Below are 23,592 nucleotides of genomic sequence, written 5' to 3'. Positions count from 1 at the left end.
CCGTCCATTCGATCGAGCAGCAGTTGGAGGCGACAGCCGACTTGGAACTGAGGGCCAGCATGCTGATGCTGCGCCGCCATGAGAAAGACTTTATCCTTCGCCGTCAGTCTCAATACATTGAAACGCACTCCGCCGAGATCGAGACTTTCTCAAAGCTGACCAAGAAGGCGTTTCGTCCGGGTGCGCAGCGCATGCGCATTTCGGAGGCGCTCAAGGTTTACGCCGATGCGTTCAGACTCTATGCCAGCGGCACGCTCGAGGAAGCGGCAGCGCGCGCGGTCGTGACGTCGGCCTATGGCGAAGTCGAGCCGATCGTCACGCGCATCCTGGATCGATACTCGGAGGAAAAGGCCGCCACTCTGTCGGAGAATGCCGCCGTCGCTGAGCGAAATATTACGCTCGCAATCGGCCTCATCGTCCTTGCACTCGTCATCATCCTGTCGAGCGTGTGGTTGATTGGCCGATCGATAAGCCGCCCCGTATTGGTCCTTGCCGCATCCATGCGCTATCTGGCCAAGGGCGATACGATGCGGACTGTTCCAGGTCTCGGGCGGCGAGACGAATTGGGCGAGATGGCAATGGCATTGGAAGTTTTCCGCCAGTCGGCCATTGAAAGAACCAAGCTCGAGCATGAGGCAGAGCGGCTGCGTGCCCAAGCCGAAACAGAACGGGTGCGGATGCAGGAAGAAGCGGATGCCCGCGCGCAGGAGCGGCTGGCACAGGCAACAGCCGACCTGGCCGACGCTCTCAGACGGCTGGCCGCCGGCGATCTTTCGTTCCAGCTCACAAATCCGTTCGCTCCCGATTTTGAGCCATTGCGCCACGATCTGAACGCGACGCTTGCACAACTGTGCGATGTCATGGCGCGGATTGCACACGCAAGCCGATCGATCGACAAGCGGAGTTCCGACATCAGCAGCAGCGCGAACGAGCTCGCGCTCCGCACCGAAGGCCAAGCCGCGTCGCTCGAGGAAACCGCAGCCGCGCTCGATCAGATCGCGGCCAATGCCGCCATCGCATCAACAAGGCTTCAAGAAGCCCATGCGGCTTCACAGCAAACAAACCAGCGCGCTTGCGAAAGCACGGACCTCGTCGACCAGGCCATCGACGCGATGCGGGGCATTGAAGAGTCCTCCGCTCGCATATCGAGCATCATCGGCGTCATCGACGAGATCGCATTCCAGACCAATCTGCTTGCCCTGAACGCGGGCGTTGAGGCCGCCCGCGCCGGCTCCGCGGGCAAAGGCTTTGCCGTTGTCGCCCACGAGGTACGGGAACTCGCGCAGCGATCGGCACGGGCCGCCAAAGAGATCAAGGAACTCATCCTGAGCTCCGCGTGCGAGATCGAGAAAGGCACGGCGACGGTGCGCAAAACCGGCGAAGCGCTCAACGATATCAGCAGGCAGGTCAACGCCGTCGGTCGGCATGTGGAGGCAGTGGCCCTTTCCTCCAGCGAGCAGTCAGCCGGCCTGTTCCAGATCAATTCCGCGGTCAATCAGATGGACCAGTCGACACAGCAGAACACGGCGATGGTGGAGCAAAGTACCGTCGCAAGCACCGCTCTCGCAACTGAAGCCGCACGGCTTCGCCAACTATTGTCGGTTTTCCAGCTTGGGCAGGCGACGACCGACGAGAGGAGCGATATCAACATACGCACTGCCGCCTGATAACAGCAACCCGGACGTAGCGACTTGCTTCCCGACTAAAGGTGGCCGAGTGCTCGTCGAGCTCGCTCCCCATCAGAAACGCCACAGATCCTGTAGGTCTTGCGAAGAACCTGTCGGCGTTAATTGGCCCGCCGCTCCCGGAACAGCGTCTCGATCAGCGGACATTCCGGGAGTGTGCCGTCGCCGCACTGGGCAACGACGTCTTTGAGCACCCGCTCCATGCGCCTCAGGTCGGCGATCTTCGCCTGCACGTCGGCAAGGTGGACGGCGGCGACGTCTCGTGCCTCGACACACGGCCGGTCACGCTCGTCAACGAGACGGAGGAGCTCGCGGATTTCATCAAGGGAGAAGCCAAGCTCGCGCGCCCGCAAGACGAAGCGGAGTCGCCGCTCATGCGTCGTGTCGTAGCTGCGATAGCCCGCCATTGTGCGCGGTGGTTCGGGCAGAAGACCAACCTTCTCATAATAACGCACTGTCTCCAGATTGCAGCCCGTCCGCTGAGCGAGCTCGGCCCGCTGCAGACCCTTCACCATGGTGCGATCGCGCATCGCAAAAAAACCTCTTGACCCTGTAGTCACTACAGACTGCATGCTACGATGCAATGAGGATTTCGGCAAGGAAAGAGAGCGCGGATATGGTTGCATGGCGATCAGCAACGGCAGAGACGGTTCCCGTCGCGGTAGCCGCGCGGAGCGAGATCCGCCGGCAGCGACTGGTCGCTGTCGGCGGCGTTCTCGGCGCGCTCGCGGCTTCCTCCTGCTGCATCATTCCCCTCATCCTGTTCAGCCTTGGCATCGGCGGCGCCTGGATCGGCAACCTGACGGCTCTGGCGCCTTACAAGCCGCTCTTTGTCACCGGAACGGCGGCCGTCCTCGGGTATGGCTTCTACCTCGTCTACCGGAAGCCACGGCGAGCCTGCGTCGACGGCGCTGTCTGCGCCCGCCCAATCCCCAACCGCGTCGTTCAGATCGGGCTCTGGCTCGCGACGGTGCTTGTCGCGGCCGCCTTTGCCTTCGATTACGTCGCGCCGCTGTTGCTCGCGGCCTGAGACCAGGAGGAGATCCAACCCATGAAGAAGAGCTTAAGCGTCATCGCCCTGATCGTCCCGATGCTGACGGCATCCGCCGCGTTCGCCGCCGAGCGGACCGTCACCTTTGCTGTCGACAACATGACCTGCGCCGCGTGCCCCTACATCGTGAAGACCTCGATGGCGGCAGTCCAGGGCGTTTCGAAGGTGGCCGTCTCGTTCGAAGCCAAGACAGCGACCGTGACCTTTGACGATGCGAAGACCAACGCTGATGCTGTCGCTGCCGCCAGCATGAATGCGGGCTATCCCGCGCATCCGACACAGCAAGGCAGTTGAGATGGGCCTGATCCGCGCGGGAGCGGCCGGCGCCATCCTCGCGATCTGCTGCGCAACGCCGCTGCTTGTGGTGTTCCTGCCGCTGGCGAGCCTTGGCGTTTGGTTCGCCCGTCCGGACCTGATGGCGGCTTCACTGCTGGCGGCCAGTATCGGCCTCGTAATGTGAGGTCTCTCTCGCCGCCGCGCCAAAGCCACCTGCTGCGAGACCGATATTCATAAGAAAGGCGAGAAGCCATGAACGATTGCTGTGCATCCTCCACATCCCCGACGCCACCGAGTTTTTCCGTGCGCCCGGGCGTGACGTTTCCGGACTGGTCGGTGGTCACATCGCCTGTGGTCAAGGACGCGCTTCTTGCAATGGTCGGGTCCGGTCATGTGCTCAATCGCTGGAGCGGCTATTCGCCGTCTGCCGATCGTGTCCGCACCGCACTGCTGCGGCTCTATAGCGAACACGGCCGAGCCCCGACGCTCGCCGTCCTAGCAGGACAAGCAGGGCTGTCCGAAGCCGATGTTCGGTCGCTCCTGAACGATCTGCGGCGGCGTGACCTCGCGGTCCTCGACGGCGAGCGGATCATCGGCGCCTATCCGTTCACTGACGGGGACACCGGCCATCAGGTTAGACTGGATGCTCGCACCGTCAACGCCATGTGTGCCGTCGATGCGCTCGGCATCGGCGCCATGCTGAATCGCGACGCCGCGATAACCTCCCGCTGCCGCCGCTGCGCTGCGCCCATCCGGATCATGACACGAGAGCAAGGCCGAGCCCTTGCAGACATAGCGCCACGCACGGCTGTTGTCTGGCTCAGCGTGTGCTACGAAGACGGGTGCGCCGCGAACTCGCTCTGCGCGACGACGGCCTTCTTCTGTTCGGATGAGCATCTCTCGGCTTGGCGCCGCGAGCGTCGCGCCGACGAGCCGGGGTTTCGGCTGTCGATCGAGGAAGCCCTCGAAGCCGGCCGGGCGATCTTCGGATCGAGCCTAGCCGGTCTGGATGCCGCTTCCGGCGAGGGGGACGGAATGAAGGAGGCGCGCAGCGCGGCGCCGCTGTCGATCCAGACCGTATCGAAGGACACGCCGGTCGTAGCTCGGCGCTCGGCCATCAATGGCCGGAACGGTGTTTCCTATGATCTCGCGGTGATCGGCGCCGGGTCGGCTGGCTTTTCGGCCGCCATCACGGCCGCCGAACAGGGTGCGCAAGTGGCCCTCATTGGCAGCGGCACCATCGGCGGCACCTGCGTCAACATCGGCTGCGTGCCGTCGAAGACGCTTATCCGCGCCGCCGAGACGCTTCACAATGCCCGGGTCGCGGCGCGTTTTGCCGGTATCGCGGCGGACGCCGAAGTGAGAGATTGGCGAGCGACGGTTGGCCAGAAGGACACACTCGTTTCCGAACTGCGCCAGGCCAAGTACATCGACCTGTTGCCGGCCTATAACGGCGTCGCTTACCACGACGGGCCGGCGCGGCTCATCGAAGGCGGGGTCGAGGTCAACGGCACGCAGCTTCCCGCCGGCAAGATCATCATCGCGACCGGCGCGCGGCCGGCGGTGCCCGCAATTCCCGGCATCGAGACCGTCCCTTACCTGACCAGCACGACGGCACTCGACCTCCAGGAACTTCCGACATCGCTGCTTGTCATCGGCGGCGGCTATATCGGGGCGGAACTTGCGCAGATGTTCGCCCGCGCCGGCGTCAAGGTGACGCTCGTCTGCCGCTCGCGTCTCCTGCCCGAAGCCGAGCCCGAGATCGGCGCGGCGCTGACGGGGTATTTTAAGGACGAGGGCACTACCGTGGTGTCCGGTATCGCCTATCGTTCGATCCGAAGGACCGAAGGCGGTGTTTCGCTCACCGTTGAGCGCGACGGCGAGGAGATGGCGATCGATGCGGGCGAGGTGCTGCTGACCACTGGGCGTACCCCCAACATCGACGGTCTCGGTCTCTCCGAACACGGGGTCGCTATCTCGCCGTCGGGTGCCGTTGTCGTCGATGACCGCATGCGCACGACAAGATCCGGCGTCTATGCCGCCGGCGACGTCACCGGCCGCGACCAATTCGTCTACATGGCCGCCTACGGCGCCAGGCTTGCGGCAAAGAACGCCCTCAACGGCGACAGCCTGCGCTACGACAACGGCGCCATGCCGGCCATCGTGTTCACCGACCCGCAGGTGGCGAGCGTCGGCCTGACCGAGGCCGCCGCACGTGCGGCCGGGCACGCCGTCCGCGTTTCGACGATCGGCCTCGACCAGGTGCCGCGCGCGCTCGCCGCCCGCGACACGCGTGGGCTCATCAAGCTTGTCGCCGATGCTGGCACTGGCCGGTTGCTCGGGGCGCACATCCTGGCGCCGGAAGGTGCCGACAGCATCCAGACGGCGGCGCTTGCCATCCGCCAAGGCCTCAGTGTCGACGACCTCGCCAATACGATCTTTCCGTATCTCACCACCGTGGAAGGCCTCAAGCTTGCCGCGCTCGCTTTCGACAAGGATGTGGCGAAGCTTTCTTGCTGCGCCGGATGAGCACAGACCGGTGTCAGCGGCGTTTTCCGCCCGTGATCGCTATGATGACGGCGGCGCGGCTCTGGCGCCGCCGTTCCTGAAGCTGATCCAGCGCGCGAACTTGATGATGCTGGGCGAGCAGGTTTTCGACGATACGTTTGTGGCTTTTACTTCCCGATTTCGATTGATGCCGTAAGCTGAAGACTGACAGCGTGATTTTGACGTTACCGTTTCACCCCGGGCAGGGCAGGGGCATTCTCAAAGCCCTGATGCCCTGGTGAGATTGACGCGGAACCGATCGCGCTCAATTCATGCCCGCAAGGCGGGCTCTTGCGCACAGCCAGTGGTCGAGCGAAAGCGCGCCTGGCCCCGAGGCCATGATCGCGAGCGCCATCGCCGCCCAGGTGATGTGAATGGGCCAGCCGTCGGGGACCGTTAGCTGGATGACCAGCGTCATGGCGAGGAGGCCGAGCGCGGCAAAGCGCGTGGTGAGCCCAAGGACGAGCAGAACGGGAAACATCGTCTCTGCCGACGCGGCAGCAAACGCCACCAGGGCCGGCGCGGGGTAGGCGTAGGGACCGCCCGGCAGGTGTAGCTGAAACTCGGAGCTGAAGAGCAGGACGGCGACGTCGTTCAACTGCAGGAAGCCGTCCCACTTGCTCATGCCGGAGCGATAGAACGGTGTGGCAAGCCCGAAGCGCAGGACGAGTTGCGCGAGCCAGAGGGGCGCGACCGTCTTGATTGCGCGGCTGGCGCGGCCGGTCCAGAGGAAGAGGCCGGACTGCCAGTGTTCGATGAGAAATTTTCGTGCCGAAGCCAAAATCCTATCCTCCTTGATGAATGGCCGTAAACGCCCCGGCCTCGAGCATGACGGCGATGCCAGCCGCTAGGTCGAATGTCGGGCACTGCGTGGCCGCGATCTCCGCTGCTTCCGCGAGTGGTCTGCCGCGGAGAAGTGCATCGAGCAGGATGTCCGTACCGGTCGACAGCCTGCGGACGATGACGTCCAGGTCCGGGCGGGTGACAAGTGCGCTTTCCGGCGCCGCGTTATCGACGCGGCTGACCGGCCCCTCGGCCCGGTTCGCGGCAAAGATCGTCACTGCGGGGTATACGGAGCGGACGAGGCGGGTCGCCGGATGCGGCTCGAAGACGATCCCTCCCAGCCGCTCCGCGGGAATGGCGGCGATCGCGTCGGCGGCGAGCACCTTCGCGTCGGCGGCGTGGTAAGCATCGAGCCACGCCCGCTCGATCCGGGCGACATCTGCCAACCAGGGCATCGACTGGGCATATTCGTAGCGCGCGATGAAATCGGGGAAGTCGCGGCCATATTCGAAGAGAAGCGGCGAGGTCGGCGGGCTCTCGCGCACATGGAAGCGGGCCATGGCGCGGAAGAACACCTCTCCGGTGACCCGTTGAACCGCCGGAAACGTCGCCGCCAGCGCCTCGATCAGGCTGACCGTCACGTTGTTGCGGTAGACGTTGAAGCGTTTATCCGCCCGCTTGCTGTTCGGTCCAGCGACAAGCGCGGGCGTCGTGCACGCGGGATCGAGGAGCGGCGCCGCGAAGCGGGCTGCATAGTCGCACGCTTCCAGGGGAACACGGGAAGGAACGTCAGCCATGAGTCAACACTCTTTCGTCGAGGATTGCGGCCGCCTCGCGGTCGAGAATGGCCTGGGCGGCTTCAGCCTCGGCCTTCAGGATCGGCCAGTCGGGTATCGCGCTGTCCCATTCGATCAGGGTCGGGATCGGTCCGGCTCGGCGAATGACGCGCTGATAGAGCGTCCAGACCGCATCGGCCACCGGGCCGTCATGGCTGTCGATCAGCAGCCGCTCGCCCTCGTCGTCCTCCTGTTCCTTGTGCCCGGCGAGATGGATCTCGCCAACATGCTCGAGCGGAAAGTCGGCCAGATACTCAAGGGCGGAATAGCCGTGGTTGATCGCCGAGACGAAGACGTTGTTGACGTCGAGCAGCAGCCCGCAACCGGTGCGCTTCGCCAGCTCGCGGATGAAGCTCGTCTCGCTCATAACCGATTCCTTGAGGACGACGTAGGTCGACGGATTCTCAAGAAGCAATGGCCGGCCGATCGTTTCCTGCACCTCGTCGATGTGGTCGCTGACGCGCGCCAGGGTCGCCGCGGTATAGGGGAGCGGCAGGAGGTCGTTGTAGTAGGTGGTCCGATGCGTGGACCAGGCGAGATGCTCTGAAACGAGCGCCGGCTCGTAGCGTTCCACGAGACCGCGAAACCGCTCAAGGTGGGCCTTGTCCAAGCGCTCAGGCCCGCCGATCGACATGCACACGCCGTGGAGCGAGACCGGGTAGTCCTGACGTAGGCGGGCAAGCGCTGCATGCGGAGGGCCGCCGGCGCCCATGTAGTTTTCCGCGTGAACCTCGAAAAAGCCGCGCGGCTCCCCGTCCTCGAGGATCGCGAGCAGGTGCTGGGGCTTGAAGCTGGTGCCCGCCAAACCGCCGATATCATAGCCGGGAAAATGCGCGGTCGCGGGAGCAAGCTCAGGCGCCGCCCTTGTCGAGATGGTCATCATTGTCTCTCCTTCATGCGGATGTCGTCCGATCATAGCAGCCGACGAAGGTGCGCCTGAAGGTGTGGCGCTGCCGGCCGTCGAGCCTTCAGGCGGGACGAGAGTGACGAGGCCGTCGCTCCCGCCCCCGCTCAAGATGCTTAGACCGGCAGGTCGCGCGTCAACTCTTCCGGCGAACCCTTGCGGTCGCCCGGCAGCTCCATTGTTGCGCAGGTGCCGCCGTCGACGAATTTCCAGGCATTGCCCTGATAGTCGACCGTGGAGGTTGCCTGGCAGGTCGTGCCCGGGCCCGCCTTGCAATCGTTCTGGCCCTTGAGTGCCACGCCGAAGCACTTCTCCTTGCCGGCATCCATGGCCGCCTTGACTTGCGCTTCGGTCAGGGGTGCGGCGAGCGCCAGCGACGACAAGGCGGTCGCTACTGCACCGGCAAGCATGGCCGCGCTGATCTTGGATTTCGTAGACATGATGTTTCTCCGTTCTGGATTGTCCCGTGCGTTTTTCTCAAGCGCACGAAGGGTTATTCGCAACGGAGGATGGGTGCGTTACATGACGCGGCCTACACGCTTTCGTGATCGCGTCGGCGGAGACGATCCGCTTCCCCGTTCAAGTTCGTGGTGACGGTCGCGTTGGCCGTGGTTGCATTTACTGCCCTGCGGGTGGCGGCCCGTCCCGAGGCCGAACTTTTCGCGCTGCCACCGGAAGCCTGGAGGGCGAGCCTTGTCGGGACGAACAGCATGGTCTCACACCCTCAGGGGCCGCTTTTAAATTTTGTACACGCGTACATTTTGTCATCTGCCTGTTATCGGGCGCCTCTACACCGACCCACGTTGAGCACCTGCTCAACGCTTCCGCGGTCGCGCACGGCGGATCGCAGGATGCGGGAAGCCAGTTCCAATCTCCGGGGTTAGCCATGACCATTGTTTCGATATTGAGATCCGCGACGCTCGCAGCCGCCCTGCTTGCCTCGACGGCAGTTATCGCATCCGCAAAGGACGTCACCATTTCGGTCTGGTCGGGCGGTTCCGGCCCGAATGATAACTACCGCGTCGATGCAATCGAGATCGCCGCCGAACTGCTTGAGCGCGAAGCGGCTATCCGAGGCGAGGAGCTCAACATCACCGTCCAGAAGACGCCCTATTCGGGATGGGAAGAGTTCAAGCAGGCATTGACGCTTGCCGCCGAAGCGAAGAAGGCGCCGAACATCGTTGCCACCGGTCATGAGGACATTGGCCCCTGGGCCCAGGCTGGCCTCATCGTGCCGGTCGAAAACTATATCGACCTCGACGGCTGGCCGATCAGCGACATCTATCCGAACCTTATGAACGTCGCCTCCTTCAACGGTACGGTCTACGGCATCCCACAGGACGCCGAATCCCGCCCGTTCTTCTTCTGGAGGCCGCATATGAAGGCGATCGGTTACACCGATGCCGACCTCGATGCGTTGCCGGCGAAGGTCGAAAAGGGCGAATACACGCTGAAGAACGTGCTCGAAGACGCCAAGAAGATGCAGGACAAGGGTCTCGTCCAGCCCGGCTACGGCTTTTATCCACGCACGAACAACGGTCCGGATTACTGGCAATTCTACACCAGCTTCGGCGGCCTGATGGAGGACGATGGCGAGCTCGTCTTCGACAAGGCGGCCATGAAGCGTGCCTACCAGTATTTTGCCGATCTCGTCGCAGCCGGCGTCACCAAGAAGAACCACATCGGCATGCCGGGCGACCAGTGGTGGAAGGAAGTCGCGACCGGCAAGGCGGGCATCTGGCACGGCGGCACCTGGCACTATGCGCGCCTTGTCAACCAGGAAGGCCTCAAGGACTTCTTCGACAACGTTCAGTTCACCTTGATCCCGGCCGGCGAGGGCGGCAAGGCCAACACGCTCACTCATCCGCTGACTTATCTGCTGATGGCCGGCCACGATGAGGCGACGACGCAAATCGCCGCCGATCTCGTCAAGATCGCCTCCGAGCCGCGCATCAACGCGCTGCATGCAATCAAGTCCGCGCATCTCGGTATCTCGCAGGCCGAAACCAAGGTCGACCTCTACGCTTCCGACCGCTGGGCGAGCGAAGCGACGGAGCGTCTTCTGCCGCACGCGAACGCCATGCCCAACAATGCCGAGTTCGGTAAGTATTGGACGATCATGTGGAAGAACCTCGAAGCGTCCTGGACAGGCGCGAAGACGGTCGACGCAGCGGTCAGCGACGCGGAGACCGAGCTGAAGGCGACGCTCGGCGACGCGATCGTCATCCGCTGATCCCAGGCGAACATCGCTCTCCGGCGAGCGGCGCTGGCTCCGCCGCTCGCCTTACCTTTGAGGCCCCGCCATGAGAACGTCGCGAACGCTGGGACTGATCATGATCGCACCGGCGGCGATCATGATCCTCCTGTTCTTCCTGATGCCGGTCGTCCTGACCGCCGTCTTCTCGTTGACCAATATGAGCACGGCGACCGGCATTTCCGGTGGCGCCTACCAGGTGACGCAGGCTGCCGTGAACCGGCTGACGACCGATATGCCCGAGCTGGCCGCGGCGATTTCCGAACCGCGCTTCGTGATCGATGGGGAAGGGGTAGCGGCGCTCGAGGCGCTCCAGTTGAAACCTCACTTCGCCACCGAGCTGCGCTCAGAGCATCTGGGTGAGGTCTTTGCCTCGCGGCGCGAGGCGGAGCGGGTCATCAAGGCGCTCAAGGACCGGCCCTCCACCCGCGAGGTCAAGCGGATCTCCGACCTCTTCAACCGTTCGGTTCTCAACACCCGCTTCGAGACGCGCGAGGCGCTCCTGGAAAGCCTCCGCAAGCTCGGTTTTGACCTTACGCCCGAGGAGCAGGAGGCGGTCGCCAAGGCGACCTATACCGGCTGGGTGTGGACTGCCGACAATTTCCGGATCATCGGCAATTCGCCGGATATGGCGCAGGTCTTCCTCAACACTGCCTTCTATGTCGCGGTGACGCTGCTCCTCTTCAATGTCGGTTACGCGCTGTTCCTTGCCGTCACCACCCACTACATGACGGCCTCGACCGCCTCGATCTTCCGCGCTGTCTGGCTGCTGCCGCGCATCACGCCGGTCGTCATCTACATCCTGATGTGGAAGTGGCTCACCTGGGACAATGGTTTCCTTTCCCTGTTCATGGGCCAGTTCGGCTATCCCGCGAAGAACTATCTCCTGGACAATGCCCGAGACGCCTGGTTCTTCGTGATCCTACTCAACGGCTTCATCGGCGCGTCCATGGGCATGCTGGTCTTCTCCTCAGCGATCAAGGCGATTCCTGAGACGCAGTTCCACGCAAGCGAGATGGATGGCGCCAGCCGCTGGCAGCAGATCCGCTACATCATCCTGCCGCAGCTTAGATGGCCGATCCTGTTCGTCACCTGCTACCAGACGCTCTCGCTGCTCGCCTCCTTCAACGAGATCCTGCTTTCGACCCGCGGCGGGCCGGGGCGGGCGACAGAAGTGTGGTCGCTCGCCGCCTATCACACCGCCCTACAGAACTATACCGGCAACCTCGAATACGGGCTCGGCGCCGCCATGGCACTGGTGCTGGTGGTGATCGGGGTGATCCTGTCGCTGATCTATCTGCGGGTCTTCCGCTACGACACGCTGATCTCCAAGCCGTTGATCGAGGACTGACCATGATCGAGAAGACGAGAGTTTCCGCGAATTTCTCGAGCGTCCCGGTCGTGCTGCTGCTCGGGCTCCTGAGCCTGCCGCTGGTGCTGATATATGCCTATCTCTTCATCGACACGATCAGCAATTCCGACGCCGGCTCGTTGGTTCCAAGCGAGTTCACGCTCCAGCATTGGAGCTTCCTCTGGGAGACGAAACCCGGCAAGCCGAACATCTGGCTGGTGACGCTCAACACCTTCGTCTTCACTTCCGTTATCACCGCGGTGATCCTTCTCGTCTCCTCGATGGCCGGCTATGTGCTTTCGCGCCTCAATGTCCCCGCGCGCGGCTTCTTTCTCGCGGGCGTCATGGTGTTGCACGCCTTTCCGTCCGTGACGCTGATCATCGCGATCTTCATCGTGCTCCAGTATCTCGGCCTCTACAATTCGCTGCTCGGGGTCATCCTGGTGAAGGCGGCAATCGACCTGCCGCTCGGCATCTGGCTGATGAAGGGCTTCTACGACACAGTGCCGTGGGAGATCGAGATGGCCGGCATCGTCGATGGCGCCTCCCGCTTCACCGTCTGGCGCCGGCTCGTCCTGCCGCAGATCCGGCCGGCCGTTATGGCGCTCGGCCTCTTTTCCTTCCTCTCCGGCTGGAGCGAATTCATCCTACCGCAGGTGCTGGCGCCCGGCGCTCAGGTCCAGGTGCTCTCCGTCTATCTGGCGAGCCTGATCGCCGACGACAACAATTTCGATTTCGCCACCTTCAAGGCCGTAGGCGTCTTCTACGTCATTCCGGTCCTGATCCTCTACGTCTTCTTCCAGAAGCATCTCATGAACATCTACGGCGGAGGCACGAAAGGCTGATGCGTATCCTGCTCGACAAGTTTTCGAAGAGCTTCGGCACCACCAAGGTCATCGAGGGCATGGACCTCGAAGTGGGTTCCGGCGAGATGCTGGCGCTGCTCGGCCCCTCCGGCTGCGGCAAGTCCACGACGCTTTTTGCCATCTGCGGCATCCACCGGCCGACATCGGGCCGCATCCTGTTCGGCGACAAGGACGTCACCGGCCTGCCGAGCCAGGAGCGCAATGTCGGCGTCGTCTTTCAATCCTATGCGCTCTATCCGCATATGACGGTGGCGGAGAATATCGGCTTCCCGCTCACGGTCCGGCGCCTGGCTGCCGCCGACATCAGGAAAGAGGTGGCGGAGATCGCAGCGCTTGTTCATATCGACAATCTGCTCGACCGGCGCCCATCGCAGCTTTCTGGCGGCCAGCAGCAGCGCGTCGCCCTTGCCCGCGCGCTCATCCGCCGCCCGGACGTCCTCTTACTCGATGAACCGCTCGCCAACCTCGACGCCAAGCTCAGGCTCGAAATGCGCTCGGAGATCCGACGCCTGCAGAAGGAGACCGGCATCACCGCGATTCTTGTCACGCACGACCAGGTCGAGGCGATGTCCATGTGCGACCGTATCGCAATCATGAAGGCCGGTGAGATCGTACAGATCGCCACGCCGTCCGGGATGTATAACGATCCTCGCTCGGCCTTCGTCGCCGGCTTCCTGGGCAATCCGCCGATCTCCTTCCTGAAAGGCAGGGCGGAACAGGGCGCCTTCGTATTCGCAAACGGCATCCGGTTGTCGCTTGCCATCCTCGGCGGAATTCCGGACGGCACCGTGCTTACACTCGGCGTGCGGCCGGAGCACTTCGGGACATCAGGAGATATTGCGGTGGACGGCAAGATTGCCTTCGCGGAGACGCAGGGCCGCGAGAACCTCTATGATGTCATTTTACCGGACGGTTCGGTGCTGCGCTCCATCCAGTCGGTGCGTAACGACGTGGCAGTCGGCGATGCAGTTCGCTGGAGCCTCGACAGCAAGGCGGCCCTCGTCTTTGCCGAAGACGGCCGGAGACTTTGAGCATGCGGGACTTTTCAGCCTTCTTCGGCCGCTTCGGCTGGCCGACAAACAGGGGCAGGTTGCCGTTGTGTATCGGCCATCGCGGCGCAAGCGGGCACGAGCGGGAAAACACCCTCGTCGCCTTCCGCCGGGCTGCGGAACTCGGCGCCGAGATGTGGGAACTCGATACCCAGATGACGATCGACGACGTCGTGGTCGTTGCGCATGACGACCATTTGGAGCGCGTTTTCGGCAAGGACCTGCACATCTCCCGCATGACGTTTGCGGACCTGCGCGCCGCCGTCCCGGATGTGCCAAGCTTCGAGGAGGTCTCAGCGCTCGGCCGCGAGACGGGCTGCGGGCTCTACGTCGAGCTGAAGCGGCCGGGCACCGGGCCGCTCTGTTGGCAGCACCTGAAGGCAATGGACCAGTCTTTCGCCTGCCTCGGTTCGTTCGATGTGGCGCAAGTGCGGGAATTGCGCAACATCGGCTGCGACTACCCGCTCTCCGTGCTGGTCCGGATCGGCGCCGATCCGCATGCGCTCGGCGAGGCGTCCGGTGCCGATATCCTCCATCTCTGCTGGGAGCGGGCGAGCGACACGCCGCAGGACCTCGTCACTGCGGAATTGATCGGGAAGGCCTTCGGCGACGGCAAGGAACTGGTGCTCTGGCACGAGGAGCGGCCGGAGGTGCTCAAGGATCTGATGGCGCTGCCGGTGCTCGGCATCTGCACCGATCTACCGGACCTGATGCGCCCGCGGGAAACGAGCGGCGGCGCTCGCGAGCTGCGCCGGGTGACCTCTTTCGACGTGGCGCGTGTGGCGGGCGTTTCCCGTGCCGCCGTCTCGCGCGCCTTCACGCCCGACGCCAGCGTCTCGAAGAAGACCAGGGAAAAAGTCTATCAGGCGGCCAAGGATCTTGGCTATCGGGTGAACTATCTCGCGCGAAGCCTGACGAACAAGCGTTCCGATCTCGTGGGCCTCGTGGCGGCGGGTCTCGACAATCCGTTCCGCACCCGCCAGCTCGACCACCTCGCCCGCGCATTGATTGCCCGTAACTACCGGCCGATCCTGCTACCGACATCCAAGGAGGTGGATACTTCCACCGTGATCGGGCAGCTGCTGCACTACGCCGTTTCCGGCGTCATCGTCACCTCCGACGCGCCGCCCTCGCATATCTGCGAGGAATGCGCCGCCGAAGGCGTCCCGATCGTACTCGTCAACAAAGGCGAGGATTTTCCCTTCGTCGATCGCGTCGTCTCCGACGATCGAATGTCGGGCTACACCGCCGCCGAGCACCTCCTGGCAGCCGGTGCGAAAAGGCTGGGCGTCATCGCCGGCACCGCCGTTTCCTATACCGCCCGCCGCCGGGCCGAAGCGTTCCGGAGCCGCTGCTCCATGCTGGGTGTCGAGACGCAGCTGATCCCCGTTGCGCTCAACGACTACCAGCACGGCCGTGACGTGGCGCCGCAACTGCTCGACCTCGGCATCGACGGCGTCTTTTCCGTAAACGACTACATGGCCTGCGGCGTTCTCGATGGACTTGTTGGCGCCGGCAATGGCGATGGTTCGGTCAAGGTCATCGGTCATGACGACATCCCGCAAGCAAGCTGGTCGGCCTACGAACTCACCACCTTCCTGCAGCCAGCCGATCTGCAGGCGGAGCAGGTAGTCGACCTGCTCATCAGCCGCATGGCCGAGCCCGATGCGGTTGCACGCGTGGAGTTCACGCCGGTGACCCTGATCAAGAGAAGAAGTGCTTAAATGTCAGCTCCGTTCGCCATTTCCTCCTTGCGGGCCCGCGCCGAGGCCGCGATCCGTATCGCCCGCCGTGTCGGCAGGGAGGCGGCTGCTTTCCGGGCGGAGGCCCCGCCCGAGATGCTGGCTGTCGAGAACAAGGGCTTGCAGGATTTCGTCACCGCTGCCGACAGGCGCGCCGAACAGGCAATCCGTACGACGCTCGCCGGTGAGTTCCCCGATGACGCGGTCATTGGCGAGGAGGGCGGTGGCCACGCCCACGACAGCGGCACCTGGGTGGTCGATCCGATCGACGGCACCACGAATTTCATCCGCGGTTTCCGCCACTGGGGTGTGTCGATGGCTTTCATCGCCGGCGGAGAGCTCCTGATCGGGGTGATTTACGACGCCACACAAGACAAGGTGTTCCACGCGATCCGCGGGGAGGGCAGTTTCAAGGAAGGTCAGCCGATTGCGGCCGCGAAGACCAGCGATCCGGCCCAGGCGATCGCCATGCTGGGGCATTCCCGCCGCACGGATTTCGAGGACTATCTGGCCGTCTCGCGCCGGCTCTACGAGCGCGGCATCGACTACCGCCGCATGGGCGCTGCCGCGATCGGACTGGTCCGTGTGGCCGAGGGTATCGCGGACCTTTACTACGAGCGGCATCTGGCCGCGTGGGATATGCTGGCAGGGGCCCTGATCGCAAGGGAGGCGGGAGCAATCGTCGCCATGCCGCCGCTTGAGCAGCTTCTCGAGCGCGGCGGGCCGGTCGTCGTCTGCGCGCCGCTGATTGCCGATGAGTTCGCGTTCCTGGGGGAGATGGAACGTCTTCCCACCGGCGGTTAGGTTTCAGCCAGCCTCCACCCGCCGAAGCCAGGCACGTTCGATGGCAGGAGCGACATCCGTGGTGATCTGGTCGGGCCTTCGCGCCATCAGGGACGAGAATTCCTGCCATTCTTCTTCGGCGAAGCCAGCGTCGGGCTTATCGAGATTGTAGGTCCAGGCGTCGACGCGTGTTCCCTTGTCGTGGCAGAGACCAATCAGGTCCAGACCATTCCGCGCCGCCTGCAGCACCAACCCCCAGGCAAGATAGATGGTATCGGGCTCGGTCGGGCCGTCGAGGTCGGCAATCAATTCCCGTTCCACCGCTGCCAGGCCGGCGTAGCTATGGATCTCGATCAGCTTGTCGGTTGGGTCGATGCCGCGCTTGAGATCCGGAAGTCGTCGTTTGATGGCGAGGATGAGATCCAGGTCCGCGCCGCTGACGATGATCTGCCGGCCAACGTCGCGGAAGTGGAGGCTAAGATGCTCGACGCCGCGTTCGCCGACAGTCGCGAAGCCGTCCTTCATGTCGAATTGCAGAAGTGCATCCGGGTGCGCCTCTGTCAGCATCGTGGCCAGATCCTCGCTGAGCGTGATGGCATGCCCGCCTGTCTTCATTCTCAGGGGACGAAGATCCGCTGCTGCCATGCGATGGACGGCCCCCGAACCGGTCGTTTCGCCGTCCAGCACATCGTCGTGAAGAACGGCGAAGCCGCCATCCGCCCGCACCCGCAGGTCGATTTCCATTGATGCGCCCAGCCGAAAACCCTCTGTCATCACCGCGGGCGAGAACAGCGGGTCGCCGCGATGCCTGCGCAGGCGGTGCCACTTGAGCCGGGTTATGTGCCCCAGGTGGGTCAAGCTGAGGCCGGAGAACGCATTCATGAGGCACCGGACGGAATGGATGGGACATAGGGCACACCGAGGCTCGTCGACTTGCACCTCGTTCGGCTTGCCTCCCCTAAAGCGGAAGGATGTCAGGGATATAACAAACGAACGGCGGGGGATGTCATGTCTGTTGCGCGACCTCCCGAACCACGCCCCGAAGCCACTGGTGGCCGGGATCTGCGTCATGACGCGCGTGCCAAGCCTGAACGACCCGAAAGGGAGGAATATCGATCGGGGGCGGAAAGAACCGAAGCGGCAGCCGACTGGCGCAGGTCCCGAAAAGGCGGCGGGGTTCGGTGGCCAGGAGATCCGAGGAATCAACCAGGAACGGCGCCATCAGGAAGTGGCCGACGGTGACGGCGACGCTTCTCTTTAGCCCGCGTTCTGCGAGGACGGCATCGACATAACCGTGCGGATTGCCACTCGTCGACACCTGGAGATGCCGAAGGGACAGGTAGCCGTCGAGGTCGAGGGGAGTTGCAAGGGCAGGGTGATCGCCCCGGCCAGCACAGACAAAATCCTCTTCGTAAAGCAATTCCTCGCGCATGTGCGAAGGTGGTCCGGGAAAGTTGCCGGCGATGAGTTCGACGGATCCCTCATCCAGCATCGGCAGGCCGACACCGTGACTGGTGTTGCGGATCACAAGCGATATGTTCGGCGCTTCGCGTTCTATCCGCTCGGTCAGCCGCGGCAGGAGCACGAAGGCGGCATAATCGGACAGGCCAAGGACGAATTGTCGTCGGCTCTCTTCTGGCTCGAACGCCCGACCACCGCGAAGCACAGCTTCAACCTGCTCGAGGATCGACCGGATGGCAGGCGCGGCGTCCAGTGCAGCCGGCGTCGGCACCATGCCGCGCGGAGAGCGGACGAAGAGCGGATCTCCGAACAGGGCGCGCAACCGATTGAGTGCGTGACTGACTGCCGGCTGAGTGAGTCCAACCCGCTCGGCGGCGCGGGTGGCATGCCCTTCGGCCACCAGCGCGTCGAAGATCACCAAAAGGTTGAGGTCGATGGTCGCGATATTAATCGTGTTCATGATTATAATACTAACTATTCATTGGATTTATCGCAACCGCTCGGCAATCAATGTCTCAGCCTTCGGTCGCCCGTGGCCGAACAGGAAATCGCTCTCGGGCGGCCTAAAGTTGATCACGTTCTGAAGGAGAAGAAACAGTGCTCCGTCATGCCACAATTTCCGGTCGGATGAAGACCGCGACCGCCGCGGTGATGATTCATCTGGCTGTCTTAATGGGCTCCACCGTCAACCTCGGGGTCGTCTCCCCTGCGGCTGCGCAGATGAACGCCGGTGCGGTTCCTCCGGAGGCGATCACCGCAGCAAGGACCAGCGTGACGGATGCGCTTGAAGCAGGCCGGCGTGTCTTGCTGGTGGAGCTCCATGGCACCACGCTTTACGTCTTCAACGCCAGCAACAATGTTGGCGGACCCGTCTTGCGTGTTCTCGAAGAACTGGGGTTCACGCCCGTTCTGCCGGAAGGGATCGATGTCGGCGCTTCAGGCGTGACGTCCTTGTCCATCGATCAGCTGCAGGGCGCCAGCGCCGATCACGTTTTCTTCCTTAACTTCTCGACTTCCATGGAGACCGTACGGGAAGTCGAGGGCGCGCTGCGGCGTATTTCGAGCGGCCGCCTCCATCGACTGGACACGACCACCTCCGTCGCGCTCTCGGACGATTGGACCGAATCCTATCTGGTCCCTCGTGTGGCCAACGCCATCCAGGCGGACGGCTGACGTCCTGCATAGAGGCATCAGCGATGTAGGCGCCATGCCAGTCACCTGCCCCCGGATAGACCGGACCTTGCTGCCAATCTGCAGACGGTCATACGGCCTCGTCAATCAAAGGGAATGAACTGATGAAGACACGTAAACTCGGCCCTGATCTCACGGTTTCGGCAGTCGGGCTCGGCTGCATGGGCATGAGCCACGCCTACGGCGGTCAGGGCGAACAGGAGTCGATCCGCACCCTTCATCGTGCCGTCGAGCTCGGCGTCACCTTCTTCGATACGGCCGAGATCTATGGTCCGTTCGAGAATGAAATCCTCCTGGGCAAAGCGTTGAAACCCCATCGGGACAAGGTGGTCATCGCGACGAAATTCGGCTTCCGGATCGATGCCGGCAAGCAGGGCGTGGAAGCCATGTCCGGGGTAGACGGCCGGCCGGAACATGTCCGCGAAGTGGCCGAAGCATCATTGAAACGGCTTGGAGTCGACGTCATCGACCTTTTCTACCAGCACCGCGTCGACCCGCAGGTACCGATCGAAGACACCGTCGGTGCCATGGCCGATCTTGTGAAGGAAGGCAAAGTGCGCGCGCTCGGCCTCTCCGAGGCGGGAGCCGCCATCATCCGGCGAGCCCATGCCGTTCATCCGATTTCCGCTCTGCAGAGCGAATATTCGCTCTGGACCCGCGACCCGGAAGGCGAGATCCTCGACACCTGCCGGGAACTTGGCGTCGGCTTCGTGCCGTTCAGCCCACTCGGCCGCGGGTTCCTGACCGGCAAGATCGAGAAGCCGGAGGACTTCGCTGCCGGCGACTTCCGCCGGACGCTTCCCCGCTTCAGTTCCGAGAATATGGCGGGCAACGTCCTGCTCGTGAAAAGGCTGGAGGAGATGGCGGCTGACAAGGGCGCGACGGCCGCCCAGCTTGCGCTTGCCTGGGTCCTCAACCAGGGAGAATTCATTGTGCCTATTCCCGGTGCACGGAAGATCCCGCATCTGGAACAGAACGTCGCCGCCGCGGACGTCACGCTGACGCCGGAGGAGCTTGTGTTGCTCGGCGACATGCTGGCGCCGGAGAAATTCGCCGGCGCCCGCTACGGCACCGCCGGCGCTTGGGTCAGCAACAAGTGAGTTGCCCCGACGAAAGCTAAGACTTGCCGCAATAGACGAAGGACACTCTGGACATGACCAAGACATGGAAAGATGCCGCGCCCGCTGCGGACGGCACAACAGATCAGGACAGGCGAACCATGCTCAAGACATCCATGGGACTGATGACCGCGGCCGCCCTCGGCCATTCCGCGTCTGCCCATGCGGCCGGTGCGCCAGCCGATGATCGCCGCGCACGGGGCCTCGAAGCACTCAGGGCCGTCGGCGGCGGGGACTTCGGCCGGACCCTGGATCCGCTTTTGGCGCCGCCGCTTTCCGGCAGCGCCATCGCTTTGTTCTGAAATCTTAAGCTGGGGCGCAGCAGAGATCCGAGCGAGGTTTGTTCAAAATTGCCGCCGCCGCCGCTATACTCGGCGTTATAGCCGGGAGGGAGTTCATGCCTCGACTAGCCCAGTGCCAAGCTTTGCTGGCCGTGGTTCTCGCGAGCGCAGCCGCCATGGTTTCGACGTCCGCGCCCGCTCAGGACCGCCTCGGCGAGCGTGCGGCCATGGTCGAAACGATCAAAGGGCACGCCCGCTCAGCGCCGTCAGCGGTCGAGGGGCAAGGCATCGATCCGGCGGTGCTGGAGACGATGGGAAAGGTGCCGCGCCACCTTTTCGTGCCCGAGGAGCAGCGCGGCGCGGCCTATCGAGATCGGCCACTGCCGATTGGATACGGTCAGACCATCTCGCAGCCCTTCATCGTTGCGCTGATGACCGACCTGATCAACGTCGGGCCTGGCGATGTTGTCCTCGAGATCGGTACCGGCTCGGGCTATCAGGCAGCCGTCTTGTCTCCGTTTGCAGCGAAGGTTTACTCGATTGAGATCATACCGGAACTGGGCGAAAGGGCGGCCGCCCGCCTCGCGGAGCTCCGCTTCGACAATGTCGAGGTGAAGGTGGGCGACGGTTACTATGGTTGGCCTGCGCACGCACCTTTCGACGGCATCGTGGTGACTGCCGCTGCCAGTCACATCCCGCCGCCGCTGGTCGAGCAGCTCGCCAAAGGTGGCCGGATGGTCGTCCCCGTGGGAGGTCCCTTCGCGACCCAGTTTCTCATGCTGGTCGAGAAGCGACGGGACGGAAGCATCACCACCCGGCAGTTGCTGCCGGTGGCTTTTGTGCCGCTGACGGGAGGTAGGGCCCGATGAGAGCGGGGCGCCTGCTGCCGATTGGTCTCATATCGGCGGCAACCCTTGCCCACGAAGTGCTGCTGATAAGGCTCTTTTCGATCATTCAGTGGCATCATTTTGCCTATATGATGATAAGCATCGCGCTCCTGGGCTTTGGCGCGAGCGGTACATTCGTTGCGTTGGCCCGCCGCCCCCTGGTGGAACGGTACCCGGCCGTCTTCGCAGCGTCGGCAGCGCTGTTCGGCATTGCTGCGGTTGCCAGCTTCGCCTGTGCCGAACGCCTGCCGTTCAACGCGCTCGAGATCGTCTGGAACCCGCGGCAGCTCGGTTGGCTCGCGGCCATCTATGCTCTCCTGATCCTGCCGTTCTTTTTCGGTGCAACCTGTATCGGTCTTGCCTTCTGCCGCCATCCTGGCCAGATCGGACGCGTCTATGCCTTCGACCTGGTCGGCGCTGGGGTCGGTGCGCTGGGCATCGTCGGGCTCCTGTTCCTGGTCTTTCCCGATACGGCGCTGCGCTTCGTTGCGGCGTTGGGATTCGTGGCGGCTGCCCTCGCCGCGACGGGCATGGCTCGCCATCGGTGGTTCGCCGCGGGCAGCCTCGGGCTTGCAGCCGCGGTCATCATGGTGTGGCTACCACCGTCCTGGACGGCCCCTGGCCCGCACATGTCGCAGTACAAGGGCCTCCGCATGGCTCTCGAAGTGCCGAACGCGCGGGTGGTCGAGGAGCGATCGAGCCCGCTCGGACTACTGACGGTCGTCGAGAGCCCGACCGTCCCTTTCCGGCACGCGCCGGGCCTCAGTCTCGCCAACACCCAAGAGCCGCCCGTGCAACTCGCCGTCTTCACCGATGGCGACGGTATTACGGCGATCACCGCCTATGGCGGCGACCCGGCGACGGTCGCCTATCTCGACCGGACAACGGCGGCGCTCCCGTATCGCATCCTTGAGCGGCCGCGAATGCTAATCCTCGGTGCCGGCGGGGGCGAGCAGGTGCTGCTGGCGCTGCGCGCCGGAGCCGATATCGTGGATGTTGTAGAGGTCAACCCGCAGATGATCGACCTGGCTCGGAACCGCTTCGCGGACTTCGTCGGCGGCATCTTCAGCCGACCGAACGTGCATCTGCGTTTAGCCGAGGCGCGCGCCTTCGCAGCGACCACTGGCGAGCGTTACGACCTGATCCAGATGCCGCTCCTTGACTCCTTCAGCGCGGCCGCGGGCGGCGTGCAGAGCATGCATGAGAACTATACCTACACCGTCGAGGCACTGCGGGATTACCTGGCGGTGCTGAGACCAGATGGAGTCGTCGCGATCACGCGGTGGCTGCGGGTGCCGCCGCGCGACATCCTCAAGCTGTTCGCCACTGCCGCCGTCGCGCTCGAAGCGAATGGCGTGGCCCAGCCAGGCCGGCACCTGGTGCTGATCCGAAGTTGGAACACTGCGACCCTGCTCGTCGCCAAGTCGCCGTTCACGGGCGAAGACGTCGCAGCCACCCGCGGCTTCGCGGCCGAGAATTTCTTTGACATCTCCTGGGCGCCGGGTATCTCCGCGAGCGACGTAAACCGCTACAACCAGCTCGACCAGGAATATCTCTACGAGGGGGCCCTCGCTCTCCTCGGCCCTGATCGCGCTGACTTCACCGAGCGCTACAAGTTCGATATTGCACCGGCCACTGACAATCGGCCCTATTTCTTCGACTTCTTCCGCTGGCGCGCGCTGCCCGAACTCCTGACGCTGCGCACCCAAGGTGGGGCAGCGATGCTCGACTGGGGCTACCTGATCCTGGTAACGACGCTCGTCCAGGCCGCGACCCTCAGCGCCGTCCTGATCCTGCTGCCGCTCTGGCTTCGCCGACGCGCACTCGGGAGAGCCGTACACGGGTTGCGCTTCGGGCTCTATTTCCTTGCCTTGGGCCTTGCCTTCCTCTTCATCGAGATCGCATTCATCCAGCGCTTCGTGCTGTTCCTCGGCCATCCGCTCTACGCTGTCGCTGTCGTGCTTGCGGGTTTCCTTGCCTTCGCCGGTCTCGGTAGCGCCATGGCTGCACGCTGGATGGCGGCGGTCGGAGGTGGGTCACCGGTGCGCGGCATTGCCCTCGCCGTCGTGGTGATCGCATTCCTGGCTGCGATGTACCTACTCGCGCTGCCGTTAATATTCGAACGGCTGCTGGCGCTCCCGGATGCCGCGAAGATCGCGATCACACTCCTCCTCATAGCGCCGCTCGCCGTCTTTATGGGTATGCCGCTCCCCCTCGGCCTCGGCTACGTCGGTGCACGCTCGGACGAGTTTATTCCTTGGGCGTGGGGGATCAATGGCTGTGCGTCGGTGCTGGGCGCGATCCTCGCCGCACTGCTTGCGATGCATGCCGGGTTCACAGGCGTCGTGACGATCGCCACCATCCTTTATCTTGTCGCCCCGGCCTTACTCGCAGGGGTGTCGGATCGAGATCGCAACCCTTCGCCAACCGCCTGAAAGCCCGACGCGGCTATCGGGCGCGCCGGGTGGCGGATTGCGGTCGCCAGGGTCGGCGCGCGGGTCATCAGCAAATGTTTGCTTTGCGATCA

At 63.7% G+C, this 23,592-nt stretch carries 24 protein-coding genes and 1 pseudogene; 18 read left to right on the top strand and 7 right to left on the bottom strand.

Going from position 1 to position 23,592, the window contains the following annotated elements:
* The first annotated feature begins 59 nt into the window (after positions 1 to 59).
* Complete coding sequence (locus BC360_RS28365; protein WP_244512952.1) at positions 60 to 1,667, top strand: methyl-accepting chemotaxis protein; 1,608 nt, start codon at positions 60 to 62, stop codon at positions 1,665 to 1,667.
* Positions 1,668 to 1,786: 119 nt separating this feature from the next.
* Here BC360_RS28365 and BC360_RS28360 read toward each other — a convergent pair whose 3' ends face one another.
* Positions 1,787 to 2,215: a MerR family transcriptional regulator gene (locus tag BC360_RS28360; RefSeq protein WP_065797693.1), complete on the bottom strand. Its 429-nt coding sequence runs from the start codon at positions 2,213 to 2,215 to the stop codon at positions 1,787 to 1,789.
* Positions 2,216 to 2,301: 86 nt separating this feature from the next.
* Between BC360_RS28360 and BC360_RS28355 the strand changes: the two genes are divergently transcribed.
* From BC360_RS28355 to BC360_RS32260, 5 genes are all read left to right on the top strand, one after another.
* Positions 2,302 to 2,715: a mercuric transporter MerT family protein gene (locus tag BC360_RS28355; protein WP_065797692.1), complete on the top strand. Its 414-nt coding sequence runs from the start codon at positions 2,302 to 2,304 to the stop codon at positions 2,713 to 2,715.
* A gap of 21 nt (positions 2,716 to 2,736) precedes the next feature.
* Complete coding sequence (gene merP / locus BC360_RS28350; RefSeq protein ID WP_065797691.1) at positions 2,737 to 3,030, top strand: mercury resistance system periplasmic binding protein MerP; 294 nt, start codon at positions 2,737 to 2,739, stop codon at positions 3,028 to 3,030.
* Between the two features lies 1 nt (position 3,031).
* Positions 3,032 to 3,196 carry a hypothetical protein gene (locus BC360_RS28345; RefSeq protein ID WP_244512950.1) on the top strand — a complete coding sequence of 55 codons (165 nt, stop codon included), beginning with the start codon at positions 3,032 to 3,034 and terminating at the stop codon, positions 3,194 to 3,196.
* Between the two features lie 68 nt (positions 3,197 to 3,264).
* Positions 3,265 to 5,541, top strand: coding sequence for a bifunctional organomercurial lyase/mercury(II) reductase MerBA (merBA, locus tag BC360_RS28340; protein WP_065797690.1), 2,277 nt, complete (start codon positions 3,265 to 3,267; stop codon positions 5,539 to 5,541).
* 10 nt (positions 5,542 to 5,551) lie between these two features.
* Positions 5,552 to 5,716 carry a hypothetical protein gene (locus tag BC360_RS32260; RefSeq protein ID WP_161491404.1) on the top strand — a complete coding sequence of 55 codons (165 nt, stop codon included), beginning with the start codon at positions 5,552 to 5,554 and terminating at the stop codon, positions 5,714 to 5,716.
* A gap of 108 nt (positions 5,717 to 5,824) precedes the next feature.
* Here the strand turns inward: BC360_RS32260 and BC360_RS28335 are convergent, their stop codons facing one another.
* From BC360_RS28335 to BC360_RS28320, 4 genes are all read right to left on the bottom strand, one after another.
* Positions 5,825 to 6,340 (bottom strand): DoxX family protein, encoded by a 516-nt coding sequence (locus tag BC360_RS28335; protein WP_083222769.1) that lies wholly within the window; start codon positions 6,338 to 6,340, stop codon positions 5,825 to 5,827.
* Positions 6,341 to 6,344: 4 nt separating this feature from the next.
* Entirely contained in the window at positions 6,345 to 7,139 is a 795-nt protein-coding gene (locus BC360_RS28330) for a DUF2063 domain-containing protein (protein WP_065797689.1), read from the bottom strand.
* Positions 7,132 to 8,061 carry a DUF692 domain-containing protein gene (locus tag BC360_RS28325; protein WP_208858221.1) on the bottom strand — a complete coding sequence of 310 codons (930 nt, stop codon included), beginning with the start codon at positions 8,059 to 8,061 and terminating at the stop codon, positions 7,132 to 7,134. The genes BC360_RS28330 and BC360_RS28325 overlap by 8 nt, the downstream gene beginning before the upstream one ends.
* A gap of 137 nt (positions 8,062 to 8,198) precedes the next feature.
* Positions 8,199 to 8,522: a DUF2282 domain-containing protein gene (locus BC360_RS28320; protein WP_065797688.1), complete on the bottom strand. Its 324-nt coding sequence runs from the start codon at positions 8,520 to 8,522 to the stop codon at positions 8,199 to 8,201.
* Positions 8,523 to 8,968: 446 nt separating this feature from the next.
* Here BC360_RS28320 and BC360_RS28315 point away from each other — a divergent pair, with 446 nt between their 5' ends.
* The 7 genes and pseudogenes from BC360_RS28315 (at position 8,969) to BC360_RS28285 (ending at position 16,148) form a co-directional block, all read left to right on the top strand.
* Positions 8,969 to 10,315: an extracellular solute-binding protein gene (locus tag BC360_RS28315; RefSeq protein ID WP_065797687.1), complete on the top strand. Its 1,347-nt coding sequence runs from the start codon at positions 8,969 to 8,971 to the stop codon at positions 10,313 to 10,315.
* Positions 10,316 to 10,385: 70 nt separating this feature from the next.
* Positions 10,386 to 11,687, top strand: coding sequence for a carbohydrate ABC transporter permease (locus BC360_RS28310; RefSeq protein WP_065797686.1), 1,302 nt, complete (start codon positions 10,386 to 10,388; stop codon positions 11,685 to 11,687).
* A 2-nt stretch (positions 11,688 to 11,689) separates the two neighbouring features.
* A complete protein-coding gene (locus tag BC360_RS28305; RefSeq protein ID WP_065797685.1) occupies positions 11,690 to 12,532 on the top strand; it encodes a carbohydrate ABC transporter permease in 843 nt (280 codons plus the stop codon).
* The gene (locus BC360_RS28300) at positions 12,532 to 13,584 is read left to right on the top strand and encodes an ABC transporter ATP-binding protein (protein ID WP_065797684.1); all 1,053 of its coding nucleotides are present in this window, start codon (positions 12,532 to 12,534) and stop codon (positions 13,582 to 13,584) included. Before BC360_RS28305 ends, BC360_RS28300 begins: the two co-directional genes overlap by 1 nt.
* 2 nt (positions 13,585 to 13,586) lie before the next feature.
* Positions 13,587 to 14,321 (top strand): annotated as a pseudogene (locus BC360_RS32580) (glycerophosphodiester phosphodiesterase); the annotation flags it as partial.
* The gene (locus tag BC360_RS31975) at positions 14,313 to 15,326 is read left to right on the top strand and encodes a LacI family DNA-binding transcriptional regulator (protein ID WP_065797735.1); all 1,014 of its coding nucleotides are present in this window, start codon (positions 14,313 to 14,315) and stop codon (positions 15,324 to 15,326) included. The pseudogene BC360_RS32580 and the gene BC360_RS31975, both read left to right, overlap by 9 nt.
* Positions 15,327 to 16,148: an inositol monophosphatase family protein gene (locus BC360_RS28285; RefSeq protein ID WP_065797683.1), complete on the top strand. Its 822-nt coding sequence runs from the start codon at positions 15,327 to 15,329 to the stop codon at positions 16,146 to 16,148.
* Positions 16,149 to 16,151: 3 nt separating this feature from the next.
* On the opposite strand, the gene BC360_RS28280 is transcribed toward BC360_RS28285, so the two are convergent.
* Positions 16,152 to 17,009, bottom strand: a complete 858-nt coding sequence (locus BC360_RS28280) for a glycerophosphodiester phosphodiesterase (RefSeq protein ID WP_065797682.1) — start codon at positions 17,007 to 17,009, stop codon at positions 16,152 to 16,154.
* A gap of 124 nt (positions 17,010 to 17,133) precedes the next feature.
* Positions 17,134 to 18,006 (bottom strand): LysR family transcriptional regulator, encoded by an 873-nt coding sequence (locus BC360_RS28275; RefSeq protein WP_244512958.1) that lies wholly within the window; start codon positions 18,004 to 18,006, stop codon positions 17,134 to 17,136.
* 209 nt (positions 18,007 to 18,215) lie between these two features.
* Here BC360_RS28275 and BC360_RS28270 point away from each other — a divergent pair, with 209 nt between their 5' ends.
* The 5 genes from BC360_RS28270 (at position 18,216) to BC360_RS28250 (ending at position 23,500) form a co-directional block, all read left to right on the top strand.
* Positions 18,216 to 18,761, top strand: a complete 546-nt coding sequence (locus BC360_RS28270) for a hypothetical protein (RefSeq protein WP_139110239.1) — start codon at positions 18,216 to 18,218, stop codon at positions 18,759 to 18,761.
* Positions 18,762 to 18,883: 122 nt separating this feature from the next.
* Positions 18,884 to 19,879, top strand: a complete 996-nt coding sequence (locus BC360_RS28265; protein WP_065797679.1) for an aldo/keto reductase — start codon at positions 18,884 to 18,886, stop codon at positions 19,877 to 19,879.
* Positions 19,880 to 19,998: 119 nt separating this feature from the next.
* Complete coding sequence (locus BC360_RS28260) at positions 19,999 to 20,199, top strand: hypothetical protein (RefSeq protein WP_208858220.1); 201 nt, start codon at positions 19,999 to 20,001, stop codon at positions 20,197 to 20,199.
* 95 nt (positions 20,200 to 20,294) lie between these two features.
* Positions 20,295 to 21,047: a protein-L-isoaspartate(D-aspartate) O-methyltransferase gene (locus BC360_RS28255; protein ID WP_065797677.1), complete on the top strand. Its 753-nt coding sequence runs from the start codon at positions 20,295 to 20,297 to the stop codon at positions 21,045 to 21,047.
* Positions 21,044 to 23,500 carry a spermidine synthase gene (locus BC360_RS28250; RefSeq protein ID WP_065797676.1) on the top strand — a complete coding sequence of 819 codons (2,457 nt, stop codon included), beginning with the start codon at positions 21,044 to 21,046 and terminating at the stop codon, positions 23,498 to 23,500. Before BC360_RS28255 ends, BC360_RS28250 begins: the two co-directional genes overlap by 4 nt.
* Positions 23,501 to 23,592 lie beyond the last annotated feature (92 nt).

Origin of the sequence: Ensifer sp. LC163 (assembly GCF_001695855.1) — a bacterium.
Classification (GTDB): Bacteria; Pseudomonadota; Alphaproteobacteria; order Rhizobiales; family Rhizobiaceae; genus Ensifer.
The sequence above is the reverse complement of the archived record's forward strand: the minus strand, read 5'-3'. Positions and strand labels throughout refer to the sequence as shown.

Excerpts from the sequence above, each read along its gene's own strand:
- BC360_RS28320 (WP_065797688.1), bottom strand. The coding sequence starts at position 8,522 with ATGTCTACGAAATCCAAGATCAGCGCGGCCATGCTTGCCGGTGCAGTA.
- BC360_RS28285 (WP_065797683.1), top strand. The coding sequence starts at position 15,327 with ATGTCAGCTCCGTTCGCCATTTCCTCCTTGCGGGCCCGCGCCGAGGCC.
- BC360_RS28345 (WP_244512950.1), top strand. The coding sequence starts at position 3,032 with ATGGGCCTGATCCGCGCGGGAGCGGCCGGCGCCATCCTCGCGATCTGC.
- BC360_RS28280 (WP_065797682.1), bottom strand. The coding sequence starts at position 17,009 with ATGAATGCGTTCTCCGGCCTCAGCTTGACCCACCTGGGGCACATAACC.
- BC360_RS28265 (WP_065797679.1), top strand. The coding sequence starts at position 18,884 with ATGAAGACACGTAAACTCGGCCCTGATCTCACGGTTTCGGCAGTCGGG.
- BC360_RS28330 (WP_065797689.1), bottom strand. The coding sequence starts at position 7,139 with ATGGCTGACGTTCCTTCCCGTGTTCCCCTGGAAGCGTGCGACTATGCA.
- BC360_RS31975 (WP_065797735.1), top strand. The coding sequence starts at position 14,313 with ATGCGCCCGCGGGAAACGAGCGGCGGCGCTCGCGAGCTGCGCCGGGTG.
- merP (WP_065797691.1), top strand. The coding sequence starts at position 2,737 with ATGAAGAAGAGCTTAAGCGTCATCGCCCTGATCGTCCCGATGCTGACG.
- BC360_RS28250 (WP_065797676.1), top strand. The coding sequence starts at position 21,044 with ATGAGAGCGGGGCGCCTGCTGCCGATTGGTCTCATATCGGCGGCAACC.
- BC360_RS28315 (WP_065797687.1), top strand. The coding sequence starts at position 8,969 with ATGACCATTGTTTCGATATTGAGATCCGCGACGCTCGCAGCCGCCCTG.
- BC360_RS28360 (WP_065797693.1), bottom strand. The coding sequence starts at position 2,215 with ATGCGCGATCGCACCATGGTGAAGGGTCTGCAGCGGGCCGAGCTCGCT.
- BC360_RS28325 (WP_208858221.1), bottom strand. The coding sequence starts at position 8,061 with ATGATGACCATCTCGACAAGGGCGGCGCCTGAGCTTGCTCCCGCGACC.
- BC360_RS28355 (WP_065797692.1), top strand. The coding sequence starts at position 2,302 with ATGGTTGCATGGCGATCAGCAACGGCAGAGACGGTTCCCGTCGCGGTA.
- BC360_RS28305 (WP_065797685.1), top strand. The coding sequence starts at position 11,690 with ATGATCGAGAAGACGAGAGTTTCCGCGAATTTCTCGAGCGTCCCGGTC.
- BC360_RS28310 (WP_065797686.1), top strand. The coding sequence starts at position 10,386 with ATGAGAACGTCGCGAACGCTGGGACTGATCATGATCGCACCGGCGGCG.
- BC360_RS28260 (WP_208858220.1), top strand. The coding sequence starts at position 19,999 with ATGCTCAAGACATCCATGGGACTGATGACCGCGGCCGCCCTCGGCCAT.
- BC360_RS28255 (WP_065797677.1), top strand. The coding sequence starts at position 20,295 with ATGCCTCGACTAGCCCAGTGCCAAGCTTTGCTGGCCGTGGTTCTCGCG.
- BC360_RS28365 (WP_244512952.1), top strand. The coding sequence starts at position 60 with ATGCTGATGCTGCGCCGCCATGAGAAAGACTTTATCCTTCGCCGTCAG.
- merBA (WP_065797690.1), top strand. The coding sequence starts at position 3,265 with ATGAACGATTGCTGTGCATCCTCCACATCCCCGACGCCACCGAGTTTT.
- BC360_RS28300 (WP_065797684.1), top strand. The coding sequence starts at position 12,532 with ATGCGTATCCTGCTCGACAAGTTTTCGAAGAGCTTCGGCACCACCAAG.
- BC360_RS28270 (WP_139110239.1), top strand. The coding sequence starts at position 18,216 with ATGAAGACCGCGACCGCCGCGGTGATGATTCATCTGGCTGTCTTAATG.